Source organism: Achromobacter sp. LC458 (assembly GCF_001005835.2).
GTDB lineage: Bacteria > Pseudomonadota > Gammaproteobacteria > Burkholderiales > Burkholderiaceae_B > Achromobacter > Achromobacter spanius_B.
The window spans coordinates 22,511-49,143 of sequence record NZ_LBHW02000015.1 but is presented as its reverse complement, the minus strand read 5'-3'; the positions used below and the strand labels follow the sequence as shown (position 1 = coordinate 49,143).

22 protein-coding genes and 1 pseudogene are annotated in these 26,633 nt (G+C 64.2%); 10 read left to right on the top strand and 13 right to left on the bottom strand.

All coding sequences use genetic code 11. The features are described 5' to 3' along the window. Positions 1 to 12: 12 nt before the first annotated feature. Complete coding sequence (locus tag YH64_RS14565) at positions 13 to 1,047, bottom strand: C45 family peptidase (protein WP_046804955.1); 1,035 nt, start codon at positions 1,045 to 1,047, stop codon at positions 13 to 15. Positions 1,048 to 1,214: 167 nt separating this feature from the next. Between YH64_RS14565 and glnH the strand changes: the two genes are divergently transcribed. From glnH to glnQ, 3 genes are all read left to right on the top strand, one after another. Continuing rightward, positions 1,215 to 1,967 carry a glutamine ABC transporter substrate-binding protein GlnH gene (glnH, locus tag YH64_RS14560; RefSeq protein WP_046804954.1) on the top strand — a complete coding sequence of 251 codons (753 nt, stop codon included), beginning with the start codon at positions 1,215 to 1,217 and terminating at the stop codon, positions 1,965 to 1,967. A 91-nt stretch (positions 1,968 to 2,058) separates the two neighbouring features. Then, the gene (gene glnP / locus YH64_RS14555) at positions 2,059 to 2,715 is read left to right on the top strand and encodes a glutamine ABC transporter permease GlnP (RefSeq protein ID WP_046804953.1); all 657 of its coding nucleotides are present in this window, start codon (positions 2,059 to 2,061) and stop codon (positions 2,713 to 2,715) included. Further along, positions 2,712 to 3,440 carry a glutamine ABC transporter ATP-binding protein GlnQ gene (gene glnQ / locus YH64_RS14550; protein WP_046804952.1) on the top strand — a complete coding sequence of 243 codons (729 nt, stop codon included), beginning with the start codon at positions 2,712 to 2,714 and terminating at the stop codon, positions 3,438 to 3,440. The genes glnP and glnQ overlap by 4 nt, the downstream gene beginning before the upstream one ends. 183 nt (positions 3,441 to 3,623) lie before the next feature. Here glnQ and YH64_RS14545 read toward each other — a convergent pair whose 3' ends face one another. The 5 genes from YH64_RS14545 to YH64_RS14525 all read right to left on the bottom strand — a co-directional run bounded on the left by YH64_RS14545 (position 3,624) and on the right by YH64_RS14525 (position 8,662). Further along, positions 3,624 to 5,918 carry a bifunctional (p)ppGpp synthetase/guanosine-3',5'-bis(diphosphate) 3'-pyrophosphohydrolase gene (locus YH64_RS14545; RefSeq protein WP_046804951.1) on the bottom strand — a complete coding sequence of 765 codons (2,295 nt, stop codon included), beginning with the start codon at positions 5,916 to 5,918 and terminating at the stop codon, positions 3,624 to 3,626. A 21-nt stretch (positions 5,919 to 5,939) separates the two neighbouring features. Continuing rightward, complete coding sequence (rpoZ, locus tag YH64_RS14540) at positions 5,940 to 6,143, bottom strand: DNA-directed RNA polymerase subunit omega (protein WP_006219679.1); 204 nt, start codon at positions 6,141 to 6,143, stop codon at positions 5,940 to 5,942. Positions 6,144 to 6,187: 44 nt separating this feature from the next. After that, entirely contained in the window at positions 6,188 to 6,820 is a 633-nt protein-coding gene (gene gmk, locus YH64_RS14535) for a guanylate kinase (protein ID WP_082134487.1), read from the bottom strand. A 115-nt stretch (positions 6,821 to 6,935) separates the two neighbouring features. Continuing rightward, on the bottom strand, positions 6,936 to 7,955 hold the full coding sequence (locus YH64_RS14530; protein WP_370512750.1) for a c-type cytochrome: 1,020 nt from the start codon (positions 7,953 to 7,955) through the stop codon (positions 6,936 to 6,938). Then, the gene (locus tag YH64_RS14525) at positions 7,952 to 8,662 is read right to left on the bottom strand and encodes a c-type cytochrome (protein WP_046804949.1); all 711 of its coding nucleotides are present in this window, start codon (positions 8,660 to 8,662) and stop codon (positions 7,952 to 7,954) included. The genes YH64_RS14530 and YH64_RS14525 overlap by 4 nt, the downstream gene beginning before the upstream one ends. Before the next feature lie 227 nt (positions 8,663 to 8,889). Here YH64_RS14525 and YH64_RS14520 point away from each other — a divergent pair, with 227 nt between their 5' ends. Then, positions 8,890 to 9,660 carry an SDR family oxidoreductase gene (locus YH64_RS14520; RefSeq protein ID WP_046804948.1) on the top strand — a complete coding sequence of 257 codons (771 nt, stop codon included), beginning with the start codon at positions 8,890 to 8,892 and terminating at the stop codon, positions 9,658 to 9,660. 102 nt (positions 9,661 to 9,762) lie between these two features. On the opposite strand, the gene YH64_RS14515 is transcribed toward YH64_RS14520, so the two are convergent. Further along, on the bottom strand, positions 9,763 to 10,359 hold the full coding sequence (locus YH64_RS14515) for a C40 family peptidase (protein ID WP_046804947.1): 597 nt from the start codon (positions 10,357 to 10,359) through the stop codon (positions 9,763 to 9,765). Positions 10,360 to 10,730: 371 nt separating this feature from the next. On the opposite strand from YH64_RS14515, the gene YH64_RS14510 reads away from it, so the two are divergent. Both YH64_RS14510 and YH64_RS14505 read left to right on the top strand, forming a co-directional pair. Continuing rightward, the gene (locus YH64_RS14510) at positions 10,731 to 12,293 is read left to right on the top strand and encodes an AMP nucleosidase (RefSeq protein ID WP_370512749.1); all 1,563 of its coding nucleotides are present in this window, start codon (positions 10,731 to 10,733) and stop codon (positions 12,291 to 12,293) included. A 132-nt stretch (positions 12,294 to 12,425) separates the two neighbouring features. Next, a complete protein-coding gene (locus YH64_RS14505) occupies positions 12,426 to 13,985 on the top strand; it encodes an amino acid permease (RefSeq protein WP_046804946.1) in 1,560 nt (519 codons plus the stop codon). Between the two features lie 27 nt (positions 13,986 to 14,012). On the opposite strand, the gene YH64_RS14500 is transcribed toward YH64_RS14505, so the two are convergent. The 3 genes from YH64_RS14500 to YH64_RS14490 form a co-directional block, all read right to left on the bottom strand. Continuing rightward, positions 14,013 to 15,179, bottom strand: a complete 1,167-nt coding sequence (locus tag YH64_RS14500) for an FAD-binding oxidoreductase (protein WP_046804945.1) — start codon at positions 15,177 to 15,179, stop codon at positions 14,013 to 14,015. Between the two features lie 121 nt (positions 15,180 to 15,300). Further along, positions 15,301 to 16,197, bottom strand: a complete 897-nt coding sequence (locus YH64_RS14495) for a LysR family transcriptional regulator (protein WP_046804944.1) — start codon at positions 16,195 to 16,197, stop codon at positions 15,301 to 15,303. A 148-nt stretch (positions 16,198 to 16,345) separates the two neighbouring features. Next, positions 16,346 to 17,278 carry a YicC/YloC family endoribonuclease gene (locus YH64_RS14490; protein ID WP_046804943.1) on the bottom strand — a complete coding sequence of 311 codons (933 nt, stop codon included), beginning with the start codon at positions 17,276 to 17,278 and terminating at the stop codon, positions 16,346 to 16,348. 181 nt (positions 17,279 to 17,459) lie between these two features. Here YH64_RS14490 and rph point away from each other — a divergent pair, with 181 nt between their 5' ends. Further along, on the top strand, positions 17,460 to 18,194 hold the full coding sequence (gene rph / locus YH64_RS14485; RefSeq protein ID WP_046804942.1) for a ribonuclease PH: 735 nt from the start codon (positions 17,460 to 17,462) through the stop codon (positions 18,192 to 18,194). Between the two features lie 84 nt (positions 18,195 to 18,278). On the opposite strand, the gene YH64_RS14480 is transcribed toward rph, so the two are convergent. Together YH64_RS14480 and YH64_RS14475 are read right to left on the bottom strand one after the other, a co-directional pair. Next, the gene (locus tag YH64_RS14480) at positions 18,279 to 19,652 is read right to left on the bottom strand and encodes an MmgE/PrpD family protein (protein WP_046804941.1); all 1,374 of its coding nucleotides are present in this window, start codon (positions 19,650 to 19,652) and stop codon (positions 18,279 to 18,281) included. Between the two features lie 29 nt (positions 19,653 to 19,681). Beyond that, entirely contained in the window at positions 19,682 to 20,842 is a 1,161-nt protein-coding gene (locus YH64_RS14475; RefSeq protein ID WP_104143913.1) for an acyl-CoA dehydrogenase family protein, read from the bottom strand. Between the two features lie 233 nt (positions 20,843 to 21,075). Between YH64_RS14475 and YH64_RS14470 the strand changes: the two are divergent. Next, a pseudogene (locus YH64_RS14470) lies at positions 21,076 to 22,515 on the top strand (methyl-accepting chemotaxis protein); the annotation flags it as partial. Between the two features lie 165 nt (positions 22,516 to 22,680). On the opposite strand, the gene YH64_RS14465 reads toward YH64_RS14470, so the two are convergent. After that, positions 22,681 to 24,528, bottom strand: a complete 1,848-nt coding sequence (locus tag YH64_RS14465) for an EAL domain-containing protein (RefSeq protein ID WP_255444458.1) — start codon at positions 24,526 to 24,528, stop codon at positions 22,681 to 22,683. Between the two features lie 203 nt (positions 24,529 to 24,731). Between YH64_RS14465 and rdgB the strand changes: the two genes are divergently transcribed. Together rdgB and hemW are read left to right on the top strand one after the other, a co-directional pair. Then, positions 24,732 to 25,355 (top strand): RdgB/HAM1 family non-canonical purine NTP pyrophosphatase, encoded by a 624-nt coding sequence (rdgB, locus tag YH64_RS14460; protein WP_046804938.1) that lies wholly within the window; start codon positions 24,732 to 24,734, stop codon positions 25,353 to 25,355. Between the two features lie 18 nt (positions 25,356 to 25,373). Beyond that, positions 25,374 to 26,594 (top strand): radical SAM family heme chaperone HemW, encoded by a 1,221-nt coding sequence (gene hemW, locus YH64_RS14455; RefSeq protein ID WP_046804937.1) that lies wholly within the window; start codon positions 25,374 to 25,376, stop codon positions 26,592 to 26,594. Positions 26,595 to 26,633: the final 39 nt, after the last annotated feature.

Here is a 26,633-nt window from a genome sequence, read left to right as displayed (position 1 = left end):
TACAGAGCCGGGTCATTCCGGCTCTGACATCACATCCAACGCAATGTCCGCCATCGTGCGGCGGTCATAGACGCGCAGCGTCACGTCATCGTCGCGGATTTCGAACACGGCGGTGGCCAGTGTGTTTTCGCCGTCCGGATCCGCGGCGTCCGTGCGCAGGATGGGCAGGGCGCCCAGCGTATCGTGCAGCGCGGCCAACAGGTCCGAGCTGCCGGTCTGCGGCGACCAGCCGTCCACGATGCCTTCGATTCTGTTCTGCCGGTCGCGCGATGACTCGGTCACCACCTGGGGTTGCGCCCGGGTCTTGGCGTGAATCATATGGTTGGCATGGCCGTAGCGCGTGCCGATGTCCAGCACCGACACCGCGCCCGGGGTCACTTCGGCGCTGATCAGTCGCGGGTCGGTTGCGCTGCCCAGCGTGTGGTGAAAGCCGCCGGAATGGGGCAGGTCGCGCAGCAGCGCAAGGGCCTCGTCCAATGTGGCGCAGTCCAGCACCGCGCGCGCCAGGAACATGCGCGGTACGCCGGGATGGCGTTGGCGGGTGCGCAGGTTGTTGATGGTCTGGACGAGCCCCGCGCGGTTGGCGCCGAAGGTGTGGCCGGGCAACGACCCCGGGTAATAGAAGCTGACGTAGCCGGGCGCGTCGTCCAGCGCCACGTCGACCAGATGGCAACGTCCATACAGATAGGGGTCGCCGTCTTCGTTGTGGCCGATCCACCGGGCGCCGTCCGCGCCTTTTAACGCGACGGTCGTGCAACCGTCGTTCGTGCTGTGCAAGAGATCGCCACGGCAGTTCCAGAGCAGCACGTCCTGGACCGGCATGCGCAGCCCTTCCGCCATGCCTTCCAGTTCTTCCCATATTGCCGGCAGCGCCGTCCGCGCATGCTGGGCCAATTCTTCCACGTATCGATGATCGCGCCAGCGCCGCAGCGCTTCCCAGGTGCTGCTTTGCGCCAGGTAAACCGACATCAGCGGGCGGCCCAACTTGCCCAGCGCCAGGCCGACCTGACGCCGGTTTCCGGCAATGCGTACATATTTGTAGGGCATGGGGATTCTCCGGGGTGTCATGCGGATTGTAATTTTTCTAAGCTCTGCCGGGTGGGGACGGATGCGTTAAGATCGCCGATAAGCCGCGCCGGAGACCCCGGCGCCGCCCAGGAATCATGCCCCTACAACAACCCCGGGGTGCCGACGGTCCCCAAGAGGAGAGTTTCATGATCAAACGTAAAGTCGCCGCCGCCTTGGTCGGCCTGTCCGTGGCCATGTTCGGCGCTGCCTCCGGCGCGCAAGCCCAAGGCAAGGAATTGGTGGTGGCCACCGATACCGCTTTCGTGCCGTTCGAGTTCAAGCAGGGCAATACCTACGTAGGCTTTGACGTAGACCTGTGGGCCGCGATCGCCAAGGAACTCAAGCTGAAGTACAAGCTTCAGCCGATGGACTTCAACGGCATCATCCCGGGCCTGCAAACCAAGAATATCGACGCTGCGCTGGCGGGCATCACGATCCGCGACGACCGCAAGAAAGTCATCGACTTCTCCGACCCCTACTATGAAAGCGGCCTGGCCATTCTGGTCAGCGAAAAGAACACCGACATCAAGGACGCCAAGTCCCTGGCCGGCAAGACCGTCGCCGTCAAGACCGGCACCGCCACCGTCGACTTCCTGAAAGCGCAGGTGCCGGACGCCAAGTTGAAGCTGTTCCCCAACATCGACAACGCCTACCTTGAACTGGCCACCGGCCGGGTCGATGCCGCCGTGCACGACACCCCCAACGTGCAGTACTACGCCAACTCGGCCGGCAAGGGCCGCGTGAAGGTCGTGGGCTCGGTCAAGAGCGGCGACTTCTACGGTATCGCCTTCCCCAAGGGCAGCGAACTGGTGCCGCAGGTGAACAAGGCGCTGGCCGCACTGAAGGCCAACGGCCAGTACGACGCCATCTACGAAAAGTGGTTCGGCAAGAAGCCGTAAGCAGATAGGTGTTTTTGGCGCCGCCCGTGGGAATTGCCCGCGCGCGGCGCCGCCATGATGCGGCGCCCGTCGGTGCCTTGGGGGGAAGATCGTGGAGTTTGACTGGACTGTAATCGAGGGCGCGTTACCCAATCTGCTTGAGGGTACGCTGATGACCATCAAGATCACGTTCTGGGGTTTGTTTGGTGGTTTTCTGCTGGGCGCGCTGTCGGGCGTGACGCGGGCCTACGGCAATATTGTCCTGTCGGTCATCGCGCAGGTTTATGTGGCGGTCATTCGCGGCACGCCGATTGTCGTGCAGGTGATGTTCATCTACTTTGCCTTGCCGTTGCTTGCCGATATCCGGGTGGATGCGGAATGGGCGGCCATCGTCACATTGATCATCAACTCGGGCGCCTATATTTCTGAAATCGTGCGCGGCGCGCTGTTGTCGGTGCACAAGGGGCTGAAGGAAGCCGGGCAGGCAATGGGCCTGCCGTTTCACAAGATCTTGTTCCACATCATCGGACCGGTGGCGTTTCGCCGCATGATCCCGCCGCTGGGCAACCAGTGCATCATCAGCTTGAAGGATTCCTCGCTGTTCATCGTGATCGGCGTGGCTGAACTGACGCGCCAGGGCCAGGAAATCATGGCCAGCAACTTCCGCGCCGTCGAAATCTGGTCCGCCGTGGCGATCGTCTACCTGATCCTGACCGGCCTGATGGCGCTGACGCTGCATATGGTGGAAAGAAGGATGCGCATATTATGAGCATGGTTGAATTTCATAACGTCACCAAGAACTTCGGCGAATCGATGGTGCTGAACGGCATCTCGCTGAACATCGATGCGGGCGAGGTCGTGGTGGTGGTGGGGCCGTCGGGTTCGGGCAAGTCCACCTTCCTGCGGTGCATCAACGTACTGGAAACCATCAACGATGGCGATCTTCTGGTCGATGGTCTGAGCGTCAAGGGCGACGCCGCGCAGGTGCGCGAAATTCGCCGTGAAGCGGGCATGGTGTTCCAGCAGTTCAACCTTTTCCCGCAAATGACCGCGCTGCAAAACGTGATGTTCGGCCCCGTGCACACGCGTGGCCAAAGTCGCGACGAAGCGCGCGAGCTGGCGATAGGCTTGCTGGACAAGGTGGGCTTGGCCGAACGCATGAACCACTTTCCGTCCGAGCTATCCGGTGGGCAGCAGCAACGCGTGGCCATCGCGCGCGCATTGGCCATCAAACCCAAGCTGATGCTGTTCGACGAACCCACCTCGGCGTTGGACCCGGAACTGCGCCACGAAGTGCTGAAAGTGATGCGCGACCTGGCGGAAGAGGGCATGACGATGGTGGTCGTCACGCACGAGATGGAATTTGCGCGCAAGGTGGGCAGCCGTTTGATCTTCATCGACGCCGGCAAAATCGCGCACGACGGCCCGCCGGCCGAATTGCTCAGCAATCCGCCCAGCCAACGCTTGAAGGACTTTCTGCAACACGTGGCCTGATGGCGGTCGCGGTGGGACGGCGCGGGAATTGCGAATTGAGCATGGCGAATGGCTGCCCAGGCGCCGCCTGAAAGTTCGAATGCCCGAGTTGCTACGCGAGAGCCATTCAGCATTCAGCATTCAGCGCACATAAAAAAACCGGCATCTGCCGGTTTTTTTATGTCGTGCGGTGTGGGTCCGGCTTCAACCCTTTACCCGGACGATCTTCTGCACTTGCGGCACATGCCGGATGGCGCGGATAACCTGCGCCAGATGCTTGCGGCTGTCGACCTGGATAGTCAGGTGCAGAGACACCGTGGACACCGCGTCATCGTGCATGGTTACGTGCATGATGTTGGCGTCGGCGGCGGTGACTTCCGCCGCCAGCCGGCCAAGCACGCCGCGTTCGTTGCGGGTGATGATGTCCAGGCGGGTGGCCAGGTGCTTGGCCGTGTGCGCGTCCCAGGCCACATTGATCCAGCGTTCGGGTTCGCGCAGGCGCTGGCGCATGGCGACCGGGCAGTCGGCGGTATGCACCACCAGCCCGTGACCCATGCGCATGCCGGCCACGATGGGATCGCCGGGCAGCGGGCCGCAGCAAGGCGCCAACTGCACCGCCTGGCCTTCGTTGCCCTGGATCAGGATGGGCGCGCTGCGCGCCGAGGTCAGTTCGTCAACTGCCGCCGCCGTGGTGGCAACCAATTGATGTTCAGGGGCGAAGCGGCGGGCCACCACGGCGGCCAGTCGCTTGCCCAGCCCGATATCGGCCAGGATCTCTTCGCGCGAGCTTGCGCCCGTGCTGCGCGCCAGTTTTTGCCAGGCCGGGTCGTCGGTTGCCGGCATCGGCATGTGCAGTTCTTGCAGCGCCTGGCTTAGCAGCCGTTCGCCGAACGCCACGGATTCCTCGTACTTGACGGTACGCAGGTAATGGCGGATTTCGGAACGGGCGCGGCCGGTGCGCACGTAATTGAGCCACTGCGCGTTGGGGCGCGAGGCCGGCGACGTCACGATTTCCACCGTGTCGCCGCTGTTCAGTTCAGTGCGCAGCGGCACGAATTCGCCGTTGACCTTGGCCGCCACGGCCTGGTTGCCGATGTCCGTGTGGATGGCGTAGGCAAAGTCCACCGGCGTTGCGCCACGGGGCAGCGAAATGATCTTGCCGCGCGGCGTGAACACATAGACCGCGTCCGGGAACAGGTCGACCTTGACGTGCTCAAGGAATTCGCCGGAATCGCCCGTCTGGCTTTGAATGTCCAGCAGCGATTGCAGCCATTGGTGCGTGCGCTTTTGCAGGTCGTTCAGCGTCAGGTCGGCGCCCTTGTACAGCCAGTGCGACGCCACGCCTTCTTCGGCCACATGATGCATGTCGCGCGTGCGGAACTGGAATTCCACCGGCGTGCCGTACGGGCCAACCAGCGTGGTGTGCAGCGACTGATAGCCGTTCACCTTCGGGATGGCGATGTAGTCCTTGAACTTGCCGGGCACCGGGCGATACAGCTGATGCAGTGTGCCTAGTGCCAGATAGCACTCGGGCAGCGTGTGCACGATGACGCGAAAGCCATAGATATCCAGCACGTCGGAAAACGATTTTTTCTGGTCCACCATTTTGCGGTAGATGCCATAAAGCGTTTTCTCGCGGCCGGTGACTTCGGCTTCGATGCCGGCGGCGGGCAGCGACGCCCGCACCGAATCGGCAATTTTGGTGATGACTTCGCGCCGGTTGCCGCGCGCGGCCAGCACGGCCTTGTACAGCACCTGATAGCGGTTCGGGTACATCGCCGCGAAACACAGGTCCTGCAATTCGCGGAACAGCAGGTTCAGGCCCAGGCGATGCGCAATGGGCGCGTAAATATCCAGCGTTTCGCGTGCGATGCGCCGGCGCTTTTCGGGGTTGACCGCGTCCAGCGTGCGCATGTTGTGCAGGCGGTCGGCCAGCTTGATGAGGATGACGCGCACATCGCGCGCCATCGCCAGCAGCATCTTGCGAAAGCTCTCGGCCTGCTGCTCGGCCTTGGTGGCGAAGTCCAGGCGGTCCAACTTGGACAGCCCATCGACGAGCTCGGCAACTTCAGGGCCGAATTTTTCGGCAAGCTCGTGCTTGGCGATGCCCTGATCTTCCATCACGTCATGCAGCAGGGCGGCCGACAACGCGTTGACGTCGAGCTTCCAGCCTGCGCAGATTTCCGTGACGGCGATGGGATGCGAGATGTAGGGCGAACCGCTGGCGCGGAACTGGCCCAGGTGTGCCTGGTCCGCGAAGCGATAGGCTTCGCGCACGCGCTCTACATCTTTGGGATCGAGATAGCTGCCGATGATTTCGGTCAGCGGTGCCAGCGAAGCGACCGGCGAGGCGGTCGCGTCCGCCGCTTCTTGCGCGGCGACGGACGGTGGCGTAGCGGGGTTTTTGCCTTTCTTACCCGTGCGGCGCCCAAGACGGGAGCCGGCACGTAGCGCGGCAAGCAGACCAGATGAAGCGTACTTCAGCCCGGGAAAAGCCATACTTGCCGCCCCCCGAGACTATCAGGTGGGAACTTTACGCAGCATTTCCACGCCGGTTAGGCCGCCCGCGATTTCGCGCAGTGCAGTGACCGTGGGCTTGTCTTTGCTGTCCAGGCGCGGGGCATGGCCTTGCGCCAACTCGCGGGCGCGATACGTCGCGGCCAGCGTGAGCTTGAAACGATTGGGGATTTGATTCAGACAGTCTTCGACAGTGATGCGAGCCATTAGGACACCTGGTGCTGATGGATGATAGGGAGAATGCAGTCGGCTCAATGCTCGGCAGGGATGCCAAGTTGCGAGAACAACTGAGCGTGCCGGGCGGCCTGAGACGAAAAGCGCAGCCTTGCGGCACTGACGATTTGTATCAGCTCCGACAAGGCTACGCTAAATTCTTGATTAATAATAACATATTCGCATTCAGGCGCGTGGGCGATTTCGCCGCCCGCCGCCATGAGCCGCCGCGCGATCACTTGCGGCGCATCCTGGCCCCGCGCCTTCAAGCGGCTTTCCAATTCTTCGATCGACGGCGGCAGCACGAAAATGCCGATTGCGCCCGGAAAACGCTGCTTTACCTGACGCGCGCCTTGCCAATCGATTTCCAGCAGCACATCGCGGCCTTCGCGCGTTGCGGTGTCGATACGGTCGCGCGGCGTACCGTAAAAATTACCATGTACTTCGGCCCATTCCAGCAGGTTTTGCCCGTCGCGCATCTCTTTGAAATCGTCCGTCGAGACAAAGCGATATTCGCGGCCGTCTTCTTCGCCGGGGCGAGGCGCGCGCGTGGTGCACGAGATGGAAAGTTCGATGGAAGGGTCTTGCGCTAGCAAGGCCTTCACCAGGCTGGATTTGCCCGCGCCGCTGGGAGCGACGACCATGAAGACGTTTCCGGGATTGGCGTACATGAATAAAGACCGGCGTGTGATGCTAAGACCTGAAGTCTAGCAAATCAGACGGCGGGGCAGGGGAAAACCCGCTGTCACGCCGCCTGATCGCCGTTGCGGTAGCGCCTGGACCAGGCTAGCCGGCCGGTTTGGCCGCCGCTTGGATCAACTTGCCGCCCGGTGCCGGGGAATCGCTACCCAACAGGTGCCCGTTGACTTCAATGCCGTAAAGCGAGTCGTCGGAGTCATGGTATTTGGCCCGGGTTGCCGCAACCGAATCCTTGTAACGCGGGTCTTGCGGCCGTTCGTGCGCATTCATGAAGTAGGCCACGTCCCAGGCTTCTTGGTCGCTCAGCATGCCGGCTTGCCCCAGCGGCATGTTGGCCTTGATGAAGCCGGCCGCGTTGCCGATCTGGTGCATGCCCGCGCCCCAGTTAAACGAATCGGCGCCCCACAACGCCGGGAAGACCCAGTGCTTGCCGTTCTTTTGGCCCTGGCCTTCTGCGCCATGGCAAACCGCACAGTACTGCCCATAGACCTCGCTGCCGCGCACGTAGTCGGCCTTCTGCGCCGGCGCGGGCAGTTTGCGATATCCCTGGCCTTGCAGGACGACGCCCGTGGGCGCTTTGCTGGCCAGCCAGAACATGTAGCTTTGCAACGCGACCAGCGTCGAATCGTCCGCCGCCGGGGCCTTGCCGTTCATGCTGAAACGAAAGCAACCCTGCAGGCGTTCCGCAAGCGTGTTGACGTGTTCGTTCTTGGCTCGATAGGCCGGATACAGCACGTACGCGGCCCACATCGGCGCCGAGTCCGGGCGGCGGCCGGCATCCAGATGGCAGCTGGCGCAGGTCAGGTCGTTGCCCACGAATTTGCCTGCCATTTGCGGGGTGTGCAGGAAAATCTGCTCGCCTTGGCGCACGATCTTGCCGAATTCGGTGTCGGGCAGCGACGATGCCGAGGGCGGTGTGAAGGCCGGGCGCGGTTCGGCGGCCGGCGCATTCGCGGCGGCAAGCAGCCCCAGCGCGGCGGCGCCCGCAAGCACGGCGCGGCGAATTGCGCCCGACGTGATGGCGCCGGACGTGATGGCCGACTCGGCGTTGATGGCGGGTTCGCGCACGTTGTCGGACGTGGCAGTCCGGGTGGATACAGGCGTCATGGGCGGGCTCCCGGCGCGGCCGGTTCTTGCGCGGCCAGTAAATCAGCGGCCTTGGGCAGGCCGGCGTAGTAGGCCGAAACGGCATCGATTTCGGCATCGGTCAGCCGTGTTGCCACCGCCGGCATCAAGGCAAGCGGTCCGGGCGGGCGTTGACCTTGGCGCCAGGCCCGCAATTGACCCGCGATGTACGCGGCCGGTTGGCCGGCCAGACCAGGGAAATTCTCGCCCACGCCGATGCCGCCGGGGCCGTGGCACTGATTACAGGCCGGGACGTTTTTGTCCCACGCCCCACGCGTCGCCAACCAGGCTCCCGTGTCGGCCGGCGTGACGGGATTCATCGCCGTGGCCGCCAAACGGTCGATGTTCAAAGGCGAGGGCAATGACGCGTAATAGCGCGCCACCGCCGCCTGCTGCTCGGCGTTCAGCGCCTTGGCGGTTGCCGCCATGACCGGGCTTACTCGCGACCCGTTAGCCATGGCTTGCAGTTGTTCGGTCAGATACTTGGCGCCGATGCCCGCCAACTGCGGGAACCCCGCAGCGGGGTTGCCTTCACCGCGTGCGCCGTGACAGGTCACACAGGCAGGCGCGCCGTTCGCGCCTTGCATACTAATCTGCTTGCCGTCGGGACCAGCCGCGCCCTGCGCCTGTGCGGCAGCAACGCCCGCCAGACTCAAGAGCAACGCGGCGGGTAAAGACCGTGGGGTCATGGTTGCCTGCTCCGATATTGTTATTGACTATGGGTAATAAGCTAATTGCCGCAGATTATATAAAGACTTGTGACAGATCTGCGCATTTGTCTGATTTCGCGCGCGTGTTCCGCTCGCTTCCTCTCGCAGGAACCGAGCCAGAACTGTGTCTGATTTGGAAACTTTGCTTGCAGCATCGCGCTAATGATTGCGGTAGCATCTCGCCGATTGATAACAAGGAGAATCCGATGCACGCAAACGAGATCGAACCACCACGCGTGGCCCTGGTAACCGGTGCAGGGACGGGAATTGGCCGCGCCGTGGCGCTGGAATTCCTGGCGCAGGGCTATCGCGTCGTGCTGGCGGGACGCCGCCGCGACCCGCTGGAAGCTACCCGCACGGCTGCGGGCGAAGACGGCGTGCGAGCGCTGGTGGTGCCGACCGACGTCTCGGACGAGCATGCGGTGCGTGATCTTTTCGACACGACGCAGCGTGAATATGGCCGGCTGGATGTGTTGTTTAACAATGCCGGCCGCGGCGCGCCCGCCATGCCCATCGAAGAACTGCCCGTGTCGGTTTGGCGCGAAGTCGTCGACACCAATCTGACCGGCATGTTCCTGTGCGCGCAAGCGGCTATCCGCGTGATGAAGGGGCAAACGCCGCAGGGCGGTCGCATTATTAACAACGGGTCGATTTCGGCGCATGCGCCGCGTCCGTTCTCGATTGCCTACACGGCAACCAAGCACGCCGTGACCGGCCTGACCAAATCGATTTCGCTGGATTGCCGGCCGTATGGCATCGCCTGCGGGCAGATCGACATCGGCAATGCGGCCACCGACATGACCGAGCGCATGGCCAACGGCATCTTGCAGGCCGACGGCAGCACCAAGGTCGAACCGCGCATGGACGTCGCGCACGTGGCGCAGGCCGTTGCCGCCATGGCGCGCCTGCCGCTGGACGCGAATGTGCAGTTCATGACCATCATGGCCACCAACATGCCCTTCGTGGGCCGGGGCTGAATGCGGAACAGCCTGTCGGGAAATTCCCGACGGGCTGCTTGCTTACCCCTGGTCGTCAGGCGCCCGGCAGGCGCCTTTTTTTCGTCCGCGGTTTGGCGAGATTTATCGCGACGCCTGGGCCAGCATCTGGCCCTGCGTGGTGTCCAGATAACGGCGGGCGCCAACGTAGCGCTTCGTCCAGTACGGGTTCTTCATCTCGTCAACGCGCACTTTCGTGCCACGGCGGGGAGCATGAACGAATTTGTTCTGGCCAATATAGATGCCGACGTGCGAGGTGACGCCGCGACCGCGCGTGGCAAAAAATACCAGGTCGCCAGGACGCAGTTCTTTTTTGTTGGGCACGGATTTGCCCTCGCTGCGCTGGGCACGCGCCGTGCGGGGCAGTTCAAGACCGGCGATTTCGCGGAATACGTACAGCACCAGGCCGCTGCAATCAAAACCTTCGGCGTCATCGCCACCCCAGCTGTACGGGGTGCCAATGGCGTCCAGGCCGGCCTGCACGACGCGTTCACTCAGGGTGGGAACGGTGGGCTCTTGCGCCAGGCGCAGGCCGCTAAGCGTCGGGCGGGCTTGTTCGGTGGGCAGTGACGCCTGGGCGGCGTTGGGCAGCCACGAAAGGGTCAGTGCAAAGAGGGGGGCTGACAGGAAAACGGGAATGCGGAAACTGGCAAATCGGACTTTTCGCGTGGGCGGAGTCATTACGTCACTTCAAAAATCGGAGTAGGCGGCATGGCTTTGCCTAACGGGGGCAAGCCGGCGGAAAGGGGGCGTCCCGGGCCACGCAAGCCACGGAAGCCGTTGAATTATAATGGAATAAAGTTTCATTACATTTGTAGTGCAATGCAGCATTATCGGTGCGTTGTCGTTACTTTCCGCCCGGGAACCGATGTAACGGTCGCAGCAATTTCGGCTGGACGCGGTGACCGGCCCGCCCGAACGGGGCAGTGGCAAATATGACGCTTCATGCGCGAACGCCTCGGGCATAATCGACCGCATCGGCGCTGGCGGGCCTGACAGACCCCGGGCGCCGAGCAAACCGATAAGACAGATAAGAAGCGGAGCAGAGCTCAATGATGAATGCAGTACACCCCGTGTCTTCCATGAACCGGCCCGATGCCTTGCCCTTTGAACCCTTTCAGGACGCCCGCGCCGCCGTCGCCCGGCTGGCCGAGATCTACGCGCGCAACACGGCATTCCTGCGGGCGGCATTTCGCGAGGTGCTGAAAGAAGGGGCGAAAGAGCACGCAAAGGAAGGCGCAAAGGAAGGCGCCAACGAGGGCGCGAAGGAAGGCAACGGCAGCGCGCCCGAGCGTGCGCGGGCCTACTACCCGGCCATCCGTATCGTGGTGGAAACCTACGACCCCATCGACACTCGCTTGTCCTACGGCCACGTGGCCGAACCCGGCATCTACCAAACCACCATTACCCAGCCCGAACTGTTTCGCGACTACCTGATCGAGCAGGTCGGCCAGCTGCTGCAAAACCATCGCGTCGCGGTCGAAGTCGGCGAGTCCGATTCGCCCATCCCGCTGCATTTCGCCTTCCCGGAAGGCGCGTATGTCGAGGGCGAGCACCTTGAAGCCTTAAAGCGTCCGCTACGCGACCTGTTTGACGTGCCCGACTTGGCCGTTACCGACGACGCCATCGTCAACGGTTCCTGGCGCGGCAAGGACGGCGAGCCCAAGCCGCTTGCTCCGTTCACGGCCCAGCGCGTTGACTACTCTTTGCACCGTTTGCAGCACTACACGTCAACCGCGCCGGCGCATTTTCAGAACTTTGTGCTGTTCACCAATTACCAGTTCTACGTCGACGAATTCTGCGCCCGCGCCCGTGCGCTGATGGCCAGTGGCAACGAAGACTACGAGATGCTGGTAGAGCCCGGCAACCGTATTACCCGGCGCGGCGAAAACGGCCCGGGCGACGAAGGCCAGGGCGTGCGCCTGCCGCAAATGCCCGCCTATCACCTGGTGCGCGGCGACCATTCCGGCATCACGCTGGTCAATATCGGCGTGGGCCCGTCCAACGCCAAGACCATCACCGACCACATTGCCGTGCTGCGTCCGCATGCCTGGCTGATGCTGGGCCATTGCGCCGGCCTGCGGGATTCCCAGCGTTTAGGCGACTACGTGCTGGCGCACGGCTATGTCCGCGAAGACCATGTGCTGGATGCCGATCTGCCCACCTGGGTGCCGGTGCCCGCGCTGGCCGAAGTGCAGGTGGCGCTGGAACAGGCGGTGCAGGAAGTGGCGGGGCTGTCGGGCTGGGACTTGAAGCGCATCATGCGCACGGGCACCGTGGCCACCATCGACAATCGCAACTGGGAACTGCGCGACCACGTTGAACTGGTGGAACGTTTTGCGCAGTCGCGGGCGATTGCGCTGGACATGGAATCGGCCACCATTGCCGCCAACGGTTTCCGCTTCCGGGTGCCGTATGGCACGTTACTGTGCGTGTCAGACAAGCCCCTGCATGGCGAACTGAAACTGCCCGGAATGGCCAGCGTGTTCTATCGCCGGCAGGTCAACCAGCATCTTGAAATTGGCATCCGCGCCCTGGAGCGCCTGCGGGACATGCCGCCGGAACGCCTGCATTCCCGCAAGCTGCGCACCTTCATGGAAACGGCCTTCCAGTAGGCGCGATCCGTCCCCAAACGGCCGCCATTTTTCGAGGCGAGCCCGTTTGCGCTATTCTCGCGCGTTGCTCGGTAATCCCAGGCTTTCGCGAGATGTCCGCGCGGACGCTTTCAAGACGTGAAGGAATGCATTTTGGCTCCATCGGAACACGATGATCGCCGCTCTGGCGGCACGCGCGCAGCGAAGGCGAACCCGCCTTCGGAACTGCGGCGCACCTTGTCCGCGCGCCATCTGACAATGATTGCGGTGGGCGGGTCCATCGGCACCGGCCTGTTCGTGGCGTCCGGCGCCACCATTGCGCGCGCCGGCCCCGGCGGTGCGCTGCTGGGCTATGTGCTGATCGGCGTCATGGTCTATTTTCTGATGACCAGCCTGGGCGAACTGGCCGCCGCCATGCCCGTGTCGGGCTCGTTCTCCACCTATGGCGCGCGCTACGTCGAAGACGGTTTCGGCTTCGCGCTGGGCTGGAACTATTGGTACAACTGGGCAGTGACAGTGGCCGTGGACCTGGTGGCGGCGCAGCTGGTCATGGCCTACTGGTTTCCCGACGTGCCCGGCTTCTACTGGAGCGCCTTGTTTTTGGCCATCACCTTCGGCCTGAACGCGATGTCGGCGCGCGGTTTCGGCGAAGCGGAATTCTGGTTCGCGCTGATCAAGGTCGTGGCGGTGCTGGGTTTTGTCGCGATGGGCGTGATGATGCTGCTGGGCATCATCCGTGGCGGCGAAACGGGAGGGCTGGCGAATTGGACGGTGGGCGACGCGCCCTTCGCGGGCGGCTTTGCCGCACTGATCGGCGTGGCGATGGTGGTGGGCTTTTCGTTCCAGGGCACCGAATTGATCGGCATTGCCGCGGGCGAATCCAAGGACCCCGCGCGCAACCTGCCGCGCGCCGTGCGCCAGGTTTTCTGGCGCATCCTGCTGTTCTACGTCATGGCCATCCTGGTGATCGGCCTGCTGATCCCGTACACCGACCCGCACCTGCTGCGTAACGATGTCGAAGACATCAGCGTCAGTCCGTTCGCGCTGATCTTCGAACGCGCCGGCTTGCTGGGCGCGGCCTCCGTCATGAACGCCGTGGTGCTCACTTCGGTGCTGTCCGCGGGCAATTCGGGCATGTACGCCGCTACGCGCATGCTGTACAGCTTGGCCCGCGAAGGCAAGGCACCGCGCATTTTCGGTCGCATTTCGCGCAACGGCGTCCCGCTGTGGGCGCTGCTGGCGACCACCGTCGTGGCCGCCTTGTGCTTCTTCACGTTTATCTTCAGCCCGAACGCGGTCTACATCTGGCTGCTGAACACCTCGGGCATGACGGGTTTCATCGCCTGGCTGGGCATCGCCATCAGTCATTACCGGTTCCGGCGTGGCTACGTCAAACAAGGTCACAGCCTGGCTGACCTGCCGTACGTGTCGCCGTTCTTTCCCTTCGGTCCGATTTTTGCCTTTGTACTGTGCCTGATCATCACGCTGGGCCAGAACTACCAGGCGTTCCTGCAGGACCGTATTGATTGGGGCGGCGTGGTGGCCACGTATATCGGCATCCCGCTGTTCCTGTTGATCTGGCTGGGGTATCGGGTCACGCGCGGCTCGCGTTTCATCAGCTACCGCGACATGCGTTTCCCGGATGCGCGGGCTCGCAGCGAATATCTGGATTCCGCCTTGCGAGGCGAACCGGCGGCAGGCGAGGCGCGCTAGTCGCTCCTTGCCCCAGGACAACCGCCCTTAGATGATGTTCTTTTCAAGCAGGGGGCGGTTGTCCAGAACGCGCTGGAACGACAAGGGAGACAAGTCCAGGCTGCGGTAGGCGCCGTACCGTAGCAGCTCTGCGATGCCTCGTCCGGTAGCGGGCGCCTGCTGAAGCCCATGGCCCGAAAAGCCGTTGGCGAAATACAGGTTGGGGCAATCGGGATGGGCGCCGATGATGGCGTTGTGGTCGAACACGTTCATTTCGTAATAACCGGCCCAGGCGCTGCGCACGCGCACGGCCTCGAACGCGGGCACCCGGGCCGCAAGCGCTGGCCAGACGTGGTTGTCGAACGCATCGAGCTGGGCGTCAAGCGGCAAGTCGTCGGCGTCGTCCGCCGCGTCAGGCGAATAACCGCACAGAAATTTGTCGCCGTCCGGACGAAACCAGATGCCCGACGGGTCGATCAGCAAGGGGCAGTGCGGCAGCGCCTGCGGGCAGCTGAAGCTGAACACGGTACGCCGGCGGGCGCGCACGGGCAACGCTATGCCAGCCCATTGGGCCACGCGTGCCGCCCACGGGCCTGCCGCGTTGACGGCCACATCGCAGGGCAGGGCGGCGCCGTCGCTTGTCCAAACCCCGTTCACGCGTGCGCCGTCGCGCAGCAAGCCCACCGCTTGCGCGCGCCGGTACGTTGCGCCTTGCGCGATCGCCTTCTTGCGTAGCGCCTGCATCAACCCGTAGCCATCGAACCAGCCTTCGCCGGACAAGCCCAGCGCGCCCAGCGCCAAGTCGGCAGTATTGAGCCACGGGAATCGCGCTTGCAATTGAACCGGCTCGAGCAAGGCGACGTCGACGCCTTGCGAGCGCTGCGTGTCGTAGTTGCTACGCAGCGTGGCGCAGCCGGCGGCGCTGGCCAGGTACAGATAGCCGGGCTCGGTCAAGCCGATATCGGGCGCCGGATCGTCCACATACAAGGTAGCGGCCAGGTCGCGCAGGAACGCAATGCCCATTTGCGACATGCCGATATTGACGGGCGTCGAGAACTGCTGACGAATGGAACTGGCCGATAGCGCGGACGAAGCCTGGGCGTACGTCGGGTCACGTTCCAGCACCGTGACGTCAAAAGCGTCCGGAGTTTGGCTTAGAAAGTAGGCGATAGAGCTGCCAACGGCACCTCCGCCAATGATGACGACGCGTTGCAAGGCTTGTAGTCCCGTTTTGTATCCAGGGCCAGTTCGGCTTAGCGGCAGCTTGACGGCTTCTGTGCAGCGGCGCAAGCCCCTGCGCGTGTGGCGCCAACCTGCCCACCGGGTGGGGCGGCGCTTACGGCGCCACGCGGCACTGCTCCAGCATCCAGGCGCCAAATTCGCGCACCAGCGGCGATTCGGCCTGGGTATGGGGATAGACGAAGTAGTAGGCGTCGGCGCTGCTGAGCGCTTGGGGAAACAGCTGGATGAGTTCGCCGGTGTCCAGTTCGCGTTCCACCAGAAAGCGCGGCAACAAGGCCGCGCCCAGGCTGGAGGCGGCCGCTTGCGCCAGCATGGAGGCCTGCTCGAACTGAGGGCCCTGCATGGCGCGCGCCGCGCTGGCGCCGTGTTGATCAAACCACGAGGCCCATTGTGCGGGGCGGGACGTCTGGTGCAGCAGCACGACGTTGGACAGGTCCGCGATGTGCCGGATACCGTGCAAGCGTTGATAGCGCGGGCTGCTGACGGCGATGACCTCTTCGTGCATCAGGTACTCGCACACGGCGCCGGCCCAGTAAGGCGCGCCGAAATGGATGGCCGCGTCAAACGGCTCTTGCGAGAACTCAAAGGGCAGGGTGCGCGACGTGAAGTTGATGGTGACTTCGGGCTTGCGGGCCATGAAATCCCCCAGGCGCGGAATCAGCCAGCGGGTGCCCAGCGTGGGCAGCACCGCCAGATTGAGCTGGTCGCGGCGCGTGCAGGCCATGGTGCGGCGGGTGGCTTCTGACAGCTGGTGCAACAGGATGCGCACCTCGGACGCGTAGGCGCGGCCGGCATCGCTTAAGACCACGCGCTGGCGCACGCGGTGGAACATCGTCACGCCCAGCTGGGTTTCAAGCTGGTGGATCTGGCGCGATACGGCGCTTTGGGTCAGGTGAAGTTCGTCCGCCGCGCGCGACACGCTGTTGCGCCGGGCGACTGCTTCGAAGGCCAGCAGGTTGGCGACGGGCGGCAGAAAGGTCTTGCGGAACATGGGGCTTCCTAATGGATACAGCCTTGGAATACAGCCTTGACGTAAACCCCCCATGACAACACGCCCTTGCGGCCGACCCTATAGGAAAAGTCTGGAATGCAAAGAGGCCGCTTGCGCGGCCCCTCGAATCGCATCAAACCGCCATGGCTTATTCGATGTTCTGCGCCTGTTCGCGCATCTGCTCGATCAGCAGTTTCAGGTCCATGGCGGCGCGGGTGACCTCCATGCTGCCTGCCTTGGAACCCAGCGTATTGGCTTCGCGGTTCATTTCCTGGAACAGAAAATCCAGGCGCTTGCCCGCGCTGCCGGCGTTTTTCTTACCCGATGCGGACTTGCCGCCGCCGTCGGTCAGCAGGTGACGCAATTCTTCCAAGTGGGAACGCAGCCGCGACAGTTCTTCCGCAACGTCGATACGCAGCGCAAACAGGTTGGCTTCTTGCGACAGGCGTTCGGACAGCTCGGTGCCCGAGATGTGCGTGAAGCCGCCAGGGAAGGCCGATTCCACACTTTCGCGAAGCTTGGCGGCCAGCTTGTCGCGGTGGTCCGACAGCAGTTGCGGCAGATGCGCCTGCACTATGTCGACCACGCGGGCGACGCCGTCGGCGCATTCGCGCATCATGCCCGCCAGGCGTTCGCCTTCGCGCGCGCGGCCCTCCTGCAATTGGGTCAGCGCTTGCTGCGCCGCTTGCAGGCAGGCCGCGCCCCACACCTGCGGGTCCAGCGCGTCGTTGCCGCGCTGGCCGGGCCAGTTGAACAATTCCACCAGCCGGGGGGGCGCGATGTCGGGAACGATGCGGCGGGCGGCCTGCAACTGCTCGGCCAGGCTTTCCAGCCAAGTGGGGTCCAGCTTGGACAGGTCGGTGCTGGCGTTGCGCGTGAATGACACCCGGATCTCGACCTTGCCGCGCGCTAGGTTGGCGGTCAGCAGTTCGCGCAGCGGCGTTTCAACGTGCCGCAACTCGTCGGGCAAGCGGAAATACAAATCAAGGAAGCGGCTGTTGACGCTGCGCAGTTCAATGGCAAGCGTGCCTTGTTCTAGGTCTGCTCGGGCGTTGCCGAATGCGGTCATGCTGCGAATCATGGTCGTGTCCTGGTAAAGCTTGGGTAAGAGCCGGTTGCGCCGGGGCCCGCAGCGCCCCGGTAAAGGGGGGCGGGTCTGTGTTTTCAACCGGATATATCGCGGCAGGATACTCCAAGCGGGAATTTCCTGCGGCGCCTGCCCGTACAATGCCGCGAACCAATATCTAGACTGGAGTTTGCCTGTGACCACTACGCCCACCATCGCCCGTCCGTCCGGCCGCGCTGTAGACGAACTGCGGCCGTTCAGCCTGGAACGCGGCTTTACGCGCTATGCCGAAGGCTCGGTGCTGGTCAAGGCCGGCGACACCCACGTGCTGTGCACCGCCAGCGTGCTGGAAAAAGTACCGCCGTTCCTGAAGGGCAAGGGCGAAGGCTGGGTCACGGCGGAATACGGCATGCTGCCGCGCGCCACCCATACGCGTGGCGACCGCGAGGCGGCCCGTGGCAAGCAAAGTGGCCGCACACAGGAAATCCAACGCCTGATCGGCCGCAGCCTGCGCGCCGTCTTCGACATGCGCGCACTGGGCGAACGCACGCTGCATCTGGATTGCGACGTGTTGCAAGCCGACGGCGGCACGCGCTGCGCCAGCATTACCGGCGCGTGGGTGGCGGCGGCCGATGCCGTCGCCTTGCTGATGAAGCGTGGCGACCTGGCCGTCAACCCGATCCGCGATGCGGTTGCCGCCGTGTCGGTGGGCTTGGTGCAAGGGCGTTCAGTGCTGGACCTGGACTACCAGGAAGATTCCGCGTGCGATGCCGACGTCAACGTCATCATGACGGGCAGCGGGGCCTTCGTTGAAGTGCAGGGCACCGGCGAAGGCGCCACGTTCACCCGCGCCGAATTGGACACCATGCTGGTGCTGGCCGAAAACGGCATTGCCAGCCTGGTCCGCGCCCAGCGCGCGGCGTTGGTGTAAGCAGCAGTCGTGAAAAGGGATCCGGGCAAAGCCTGCGCGGATCCCATAAGTAGGCGGGCATACCGGTACCGGTTCCCGCCCGTCTCAGCCGGGCAGCAACGCGCCAAGCTTGTCAATTTTCTCCAGGCCCCAGATCGACGCGATCAGCGTGCGCAGTTCGGCTTCCGTTGCGGCGTCGGCGTAGCGGCCCAGGCTTAGCGTCTTGTCCTCGATTTCCGCGCGGCTCAAGGTGTTGCCCGGGTCGCCCTTCGGCTCGTCGACGCGGCCTTGCAGCGTGCGGCCATCTTGCGTGGTGACGGTGACCTTGCCGATCCAGCGTTGCGGATAAGCCTTGTCCACTTCCTCGTCCAGCACCATCTCGACCTTGCCCCGGAACGCCGCCACGGCCGGGTCGTCCAGGCCGGCATCAAATTCAGCCAGCCCGGCGCGCCCCTGGCGGGCGATCAAGCCCAGCACCGTTCCCATCGAAAACTTGGACTGATGCACCGTCTGCGGGTTGACGACGGGCCCCAGCACGTCGATGGCGCCTTGATGCACATGCGCCACCACGCGCGCCACGTCGGACTCAGCCAGCTTGTGTTCGCGCAGCACCTGTTGCAGCGCATCCGCTGCCGGGTGCGTATGGCGGCACGACGCATGGAACTTGAATGAGGTTTCGGCCAGCGCCCAGCGTTCGCCCAGGCGGTCGCACAGCTTGGACGGGTCCGCGTCGGATGACATGCCCGCCGCCATCCCCTGCGGACCTTCCAGGATGTGGCGCGCGCCCGTGAAGCCCTCGCGCGCCAGATAGGCGGCAGTGATGCCGTCCGCCGCCGCCTTGGCGGTGTGCAGTTGCTTGGAGTCGGCGGCATCGCGCAGAAACTCCCAGAGCCCGGCGGCCTGCGTGCCCGCCGAACCCAACGCATGCAGCATCTGTTCAGGCGTCAGCTTCAGCAAGCGGCCGGTAGTGACGGCGGCGGCCAGGGTGCCGGCCGTGCCCGTCGTGTGGAAGATCTTGTAGTGCGAACGTCCTAAAAATTCCCCCACGCGAATGCCGACTTCGTAGCCGGCCACGGCGGCCACCAGCACGTCGCGCCCCGAACTACCCAGGGCCTGGGCCACGGCCAACGCCGGCGGAAACACCACGGCGGCAGGGTGGAACACCGAGCCATTGTGCACGTCGTCCTGCTCCACCACGTGGGCGGCGGCCGCGTTCACCATGGCGGCGAACAAGGGCGTGGTGCGGCGCCGCGTGATCAGCACTTCGCTGGGGCCGTCGGCCGGGCCCATGGCGCCGGCGTAGCGGTCGATGGCTTGCACCGCGCGCGCGGAGGCGCCGGCAAGTATCGACGCCAGGCAATCCAGCAGCAGGTCTTCGGCGCGGCGCAATACGGGCGCGGGGATGTCTTCGTAGCGCAGGTTGGCCGCAAAGGCGGCAAGCTCGGCGCTAAGGTGGGGCGTGTCGTTGGCAGCGGTCATGGTCCGGGGCAGTTGGTGGTGGCGTCGGGTCAGAACGAGCGGGGCAGACCCAGGATGTGTTCGGCGACGTAGGACAGGATCAGGTTCGTCGAAATGGGCGCCACCTGATACAGCCGCGTCTCGCGGAATTTGCGTTCCACGTCGTACTCGGTGGCAAAGCCGAAACCGCCGTGAAATTGCAAGCAGGCGTTGGCTGCTTCCCACGACGCGTCGGCGGCCAGCAGCTTGGCCATGTTGGCCTGCGCGCCGCAAGGCTGGTGCGCGTCGAACAGGCGGCAGGCTTCATAGCGCATCAGGCTGGCGGCTTCGACGTTGATGTGGGCGCGCGCGATGGGAAACTGCACGCCCTGGTTCTGCCCGATGGGGCGGCCGAACACCATGCGTTCCTTGGCGTAGGCGGTGACCTTGTCCACGAACCAATAGCCGTCGCCGATGCACTCGGCGGCGATCAGCGTGCGTTCGGCGTTCAGGCCGTCCAGGATGTACTTGAAGCCTTTGCCTTCTTCGCCGATCAGGTTTTCGACGGGAATTTCCAGGTTGTCGAAAAACAGTTCATTGGTCTCGTGATTGACCATGTTCGGAATCGGCCGGATCGTCATGCCATGCTTGACGGCATGATGCAGGTCCACCAGAAAGATCGACATGCCTTCGGACTTTCGGGTCACCTGGTCCAGCGGCGTGGTGCGCGCCAGCAGGATCATCAGGTCGGAATGCTGCACGCGCGAGATCCAGACTTTCTGGCCGTTGATGACGTAGCGGTCGCCACGGCGCACGGCGGTGGTCTTGATCTTGGTGGTGTCGGTGCCGGTGGTGGGTTCGGTAACGCCCATCGATTGCAGGCGCAGCTCGCCGGCTGCGATGCGCGGCAGGTATTCGCGCTTTTGCGCTTCGGACCCGTGCCGCAGCAAGGTACCCATGTTGTACATCTGGCCGTGGCAGGCGCCGGAGTTGCCGCCGCTGCGGTTGATTTCTTCCATGATGACCGACGCTTCGGTCAGCCCCAGGCCCGAACCGCCGTATTCCTGCGGGATCAGCGCGGCCAGCCAGCCGGCCTCGGTCAGTGCGCGGACAAAGTCTTCGGGGTAGCCGCGTTCTTCATCGATCTTGCGGAAATACTCTGACGGGAATTGCGCGCAAAGGTCGCGCACGGCTTCGCGGATGTCCTGATAGTCGTGTGAGGCGTGGGGCATAGGGCTGCTGTGATAGGCAAAGGGATGGTTCGGTTCAGCATCGAATGTGCCGCATGGGCGCGGTGCTGCCAATTCACAATTGCTTAATACGGGGTTCCTGTTCGCAAAAGCGCATTCATGACGGGCGTGCGTTCGCCCATCGGGCGGCGGCGCCGGCAGTTGTGTCAAGAAATTGCCAAACTGCGTGTCCATAATCCGTGGCACTGCGCCCCAGGGCGCCTGGTTATAGATGGATGGATATGCGTAAAAATCTCAGGGTCACCACGGCGGTATCGGCCATTCTGGCGTTATTCGTGCTGCTGTTTGCCATAGCGGCCGGCGCCGGCATCGCCGTCCTGCGCGAGAACCGGGCGGATATCGAAGCCTTGGGCCGGGGCAGCGTGGAACGCGCCAGCGACCTGGCCGAACTGACCAGCCGGCTGTTCCAGGCACGCGCGGCGTTGACCGACGCCAAGACCAGCATGGAAGGTGGGCTGGAAGACGCGCGCAACGCATCGCTGGCGCAGGCGGACGCGCTGCTCAAAGAGGCCGGCGCCAGCCTGGCGCGCCTGCGCGCCAACCCGGACACCAGCGCGGCAGGCGGGGCGCTGTTCGACCAGATGCTGGCCGCCCACGCCGCGTTCGCCGACCAGACCCTGGCGCCCATGCTCAGCGCCATCCAGGGCTGGAACGGGATCGAGGTCAACCGGTTGGTGGACAAGGTGTTGCCCGCCAGCGGCGCGGCCTATGTGAAGCAGGCCGACGGATACCAGCGCTATGCGCGCGAGCAGGGCCAGGCCGCCGTGGCCGATGCCAGCCGCACGCTGGAGCGGGTAAGCGCGGTGGCCGCCGCCGTATTGGCCGTGGTGTTGCTGCTGGCCGTGCTGATCCGCTTGGCGTTTCGGCGCGGCATCCTGCGGCCGCTGAACGAAGCCGGCGCGCATTTTGACCGCATCGCCGACGGCGATCTGACGGGCGCCATTGCCATGCGCGGCGACAACGAGATCGGCGTGCTGTATTCGGCGATGCGCCGCATGCAAACGGGGCTGTCGGCGGCGGTGGCCTCCGTGCGCCGGGGTGTCGAAGAGATCCATACCGGCTCGGGCGAGATCGCGGCGGGTGGGGCCGATATGTCGGACCGCACCGCGCGCCAGGCCGGCTCGTTGCAAGAGGCCGCCGCCAATATGACGCAGTTGGCGCACACCGTGCAGGTCACGGCAGGCAACGCCGACCTGGCCAGCCGGCAAGCGCAAAGCGCCACGCAGCTGGCCAAGCAGGGCGGCCGCGCGGTGGATGAAGTGGTGCAAAGCATGCAAGGCATTGCGGACAGCGCGCGCCGCATCGGCGAAATCGTGGGCGTGGTCGACAGCATTGCCTTTCAGACCAACATCCTGGCGTTGAACGCGGCGGTTGAGGCGGCACGCGCGGGCGAGCAGGGCAAGGGGTTCGCGGTGGTCGCGGGCGAAGTGCGTTCACTGGCGCAACGCAGCGCGCAGGCCGCCAAGGAAATCAAGGGCTTGATCGACGACTCGGCCCTGCGTGTCCAGGCCGGCGTGCGCCAGGTGAATCTGGCGGGCGACACCATGCGTGACATGGTGGTGTCGGTGGATCGCGTGACCCAGATCGTCGCCGAGATTTCCAGCGCGACGGCCGAGCAGGCCGCCGGGATCGCCTCGGTGAACGACGCGGTCGCGGACATTGAACGGTCCACGCAAGAAAACGCCGCCATGGTCGAGCAAACGGCGGCTGCGGCAGCCGCCTTGGAAAGCCAGGCGCAAGGGCTGCGCCGCGCGGTGGCCGTGTTCCAGATCGAACAGGCGGTGCGCAATGCCACCGCCGTCGAGGCGTCCGTGGGCGAATTAATCGGACAGCTGGGACAGGATGCCGCCGCTGTAGCGCTCGATCACCAGCGACAGGTTCCCATGCTTGACCTTGTGCTTGACGTGCGCGGCAGCCGACGCGATGTCTTCCGGGCGGATGCGCTCGCATAGCGATGGCGTAACGGTCAACGCGCCCACGCCCAAGGTCACGAACGGGAAGAAGCGCGGCACGCCGTAGCGGTCTTCGGCCTCGATGCCGCCGTTCTGGCGGCCTTGGTCGTCGTACAGCGCCGTGGCCTGTTCGTTGAATTCGGCGATGATGCGCTGGACGCGTTCAGCCCAATCGGCGCTGCGAAACAGCACCACGAAATCGTCGCCGCCCACGTGTCCGACAAAGTCTCGCAGCGGGTCGCAATGCTGCTTGATGACTTCGGCGGTCAGCATGATCATGTCGTCGCCGCGCCAGTAGCCGTAGACGTCGTTGAACGGCTTGAAGTTGTTCAGGTCGCCATAGCAGACGGTGAAGTCCGCGGCGTCTTCCAGCAATGTGGCGATGTGGCGGCTGATGGGGATGTTGCCCGGCAGCGAGGTCAGCGGGTTGGCGTAGCGCGCAGCCTCGATTCGCATTTCGGTCACCGAACGCACCAGGGTCTCGCCGGTAGCCAGGCCGTCGTAGCGGCCGTCGCGCGTAATGATCAGGCCGTCCATCAGGTAGCGCTGGTCTTCCGATATCAGCACATGGCTGAGCTGGTCGATGGACACGTTCAGGTCCACCAGTACCGGTTCGGCGTTCATGAAGGTGGAGCAACGGTCGCGGCCGAACAGTTCGCGCGTGTAGCGCTGCGCATAATGTTCGGAAAAATCGCGGCGGTTGATGATGCCGACGGGGCGGTTTTCGGCGTCCACCACCGCCACGGCGTGCATGGTCTTGTGTTCGATGAACAGCCGGTGCACGTCATCGTTCGTGTGCTTGTCCAGCAGCGCGGCCGGCGCTTCCACGCGCAGGCTGGCCGCGGTGCCGCCCGCTGCGCGCTGCGACAGGGGCGCCGAGCTGCGCGCGCGCAACGAGTCGCGCAGCGGCGGCGTCAGTTCGGTCAGCAACGTTTCTTCCGGGCGGCCCAGGAACCAGCCCTGCGCATAGCGGATATCCAGCTCGCGCACCATGGCCAGGTCCTCGGCGGTTTCGATGCCCTCGGCGACGATCGCGGTGCCCAGGTGCTGCGCCACTTTCAGAATGGCGCGCACCATGCTTTGCTTGCGGTCGTCGTGGCCGATGCCATCGAAGAAGTAGCGGTCGATCTTGACCAGGTCCGGCTGCATTTCCGACCACAGCTGCAAATTGGAATTGCCCACGCCGTAGTCGTCCAGCGCGATGCGCATGCCGTGTTCGCGCAGGCAGGCAAACGCGCTGCCCAGTTCGCTCATGTGGTCTGACAGCGGGTCCTGTTCCGTGAGTTCGACGATGATGCTGGAGGCGGGCAGGGCGCAATCTTTCAGCAGGCGCTCCGGCATGTCGGCGCCCCACAGCGTCCAAAAGTGAATCAGCGCCGACCCCGACAGGTTCAGGAACAGCTTGCCGGGGGCGTCCTGAAAACCCTGGGCGCCCGCCCGAAAACTGGCCAGTTCCAGTTGCGGGTGCAGTCCGCGTCGGCGGGCTTCGGCAAACAAGGCATCGGGAAAGTGCAGGGCGGTGTCGGCAGGGCCGCGGATCAGGCTTTCATGCCCATAGATGCGGCTGTGGGACAGATCCACCACCGGTTGATAGCGTGGCCGCAGCAGGCGGTCACGCAAGATGCCGGCCAGGCCGACGGGTGCGGGCGCATCGCCCGGGATGGAGTGGGGCGCGCGGGCCGTGGCCTGCCGTGGCATAGCTTGTAGGGAAGTCATCGCCGGGGGCGTCAGATACGTTCAGTGACAAGATTCGTCATGTTGACAACAAAATATGTCTGCGTTGTTGCCGCTACCGGCGACGCGCCATATTCAGCCGCTGTTACATAGCTGTCAACCGAGATTTCCCCTTGCTTTGCTTGCCGACGCGGCGCAGTGGCGACAGCCGCCGCGTACCCCTTGCGCCCTATACAATTTGCGCTATGACTTCCCCCAAGATTCCCGAATCCCTGCGTCGTATCGTGCTGGCGTCCAACAACCCCGGCAAGCTGCGCGAATTTTCCGCCTTGTTTGCGCCGCTCGGCATCGAACTGGTGCCCCAAGGCGACCTGGGCGTGCCCGAAGCCGAAGAGCCCCACGTCACCTTTGTTGAAAACGCCTTGGCCAAAGCGCGGCACGCCAGCCGCCTGACCGGGCTGCCGGCGTTGGCCGACGACTCCGGCCTGTGCGTCGCCGCGCTGGATGCCGCGCCCGGCGTGTATTCGGCCCGCTACGCCAAGATGCACGGGGGCGAAAAATCAGACCAAGCGAACAATGCCCTGCTGGTACAGAACTTGGCCGGGGTGACCGACCGCCGCGCCTGGTATGTGGCCGTGCTGGCTTTGGTGCGTTCGGAAAACGATCCTTGCCCGATCATCGGAGAAGGGTTGTGGCATGGCGAAATCATCGACGTGCCGGAAGGGGTGAATGGCTTTGGCTACGACCCGCACTTCTATCTGCCCGATATGGCACTGACCGCGGCGTCGCTGGACCCCGAGGAAAAGAACCGCGTCAGCCACCGCGCCCGCGCGCTGCGCGAATTGTTGAGCAAGCTTAGCCACGCCTAGGCGCTTAAGCGAAACCGCATGTCCATCACTATTCCCATCCGCAACGACATGGGCGCGTCGCCGTCGCGCGTCCGTGTCCCCGCAGGCGCCACGCTGACCAGCCTGCCCCCGCTTTCCCTCTATGTGCACGTGCCCTGGTGCGTGCGCAAATGCCCGTATTGCGACTTCAATTCCCACGCCGCGCCCGGCGAAATCCCGGAACGCGCCTATCTGGACGCTCTGCGCAGCGACCTTGAACAGGCGTTGCCGTCCATCTGGGGCCGGCAGGTCGTGTCCGTTTTCATCGGAGGCGGCACGCCCAGCCTGCTGTCGTCGGCGGGATTGGACGAACTGCTGGCGATGTTGCGCGCCTGTCTGAACCTGTGGCCCGACGCCGAAATCACCATGGAAGCCAACCCCGGCACGGCCGAAGCCAGCCGGTTTCGCGACTATGCCGCCAGCGGCGTCACCCGTTTCTCGTTGGGCATCCAGAGCTTTGACGACGCGCAGCTAAAGAAGCTGGGCCGCATCCACGACGCCGCGCAGGCTCGGGCGGCGATCGACATGGCCCAGCGCGCGGTCTCGCGCGTGAACCTGGACATGATGTTTGCCTTGCCGGGCCAGACGCTGGACGCCTGTGTGGCAGACCTGCGCCATGCCATTTCGTTTGGCACCGAACACCTGTCGCTGTACCACCTGACGATGGAGCCGAACACCGTCTTCGCAAAATTTCCGCCCGCTGAATTGCCCGACGACGACACCAGCGCCGCCATGCAAGACGCCGTTGAAGCCGAATTGGCGGCGGCGGGGTTGGCCCGATACGAAGTGTCGGCCTACGCACGGCCGGGCGCGCGGTGCCGCCACAACATGAACTACTGGGAATTTGGCGACTACCTGGGCATCGGCCCTGGCGCGCACGGCAAGCTGTCATTTCATGACCGTATCGTGCGCGAGGCGCGGTTGCGCAACCCGGATTCCTGGATGCAGGCGGCCATGGCGCGCGACGGCAGCCATCTGGCCGAAAGCCGCCAGGTTGGGCCGGACGAGCTGCCCTTTGAATTCATGCTCAATGCACTGCGCCTGAAAGAGGGCGTGCCCACCACAACGTTCAACGAACGCACCGGTTTGTCGCTTGCCGCCATCGCGCACCAATTGGAGGCAGCCTCGAAACGGGGCTTGCTGGACCCGGACCCGACGCGTTTGAAGGCTACGCCCTTGGGGTGGCGCTTCTTGAACGACCTGCAGGAAATGTTCCTGTAGTTGCTTTTGCACCAAAACGGGGCAATCATGCCCCACGCT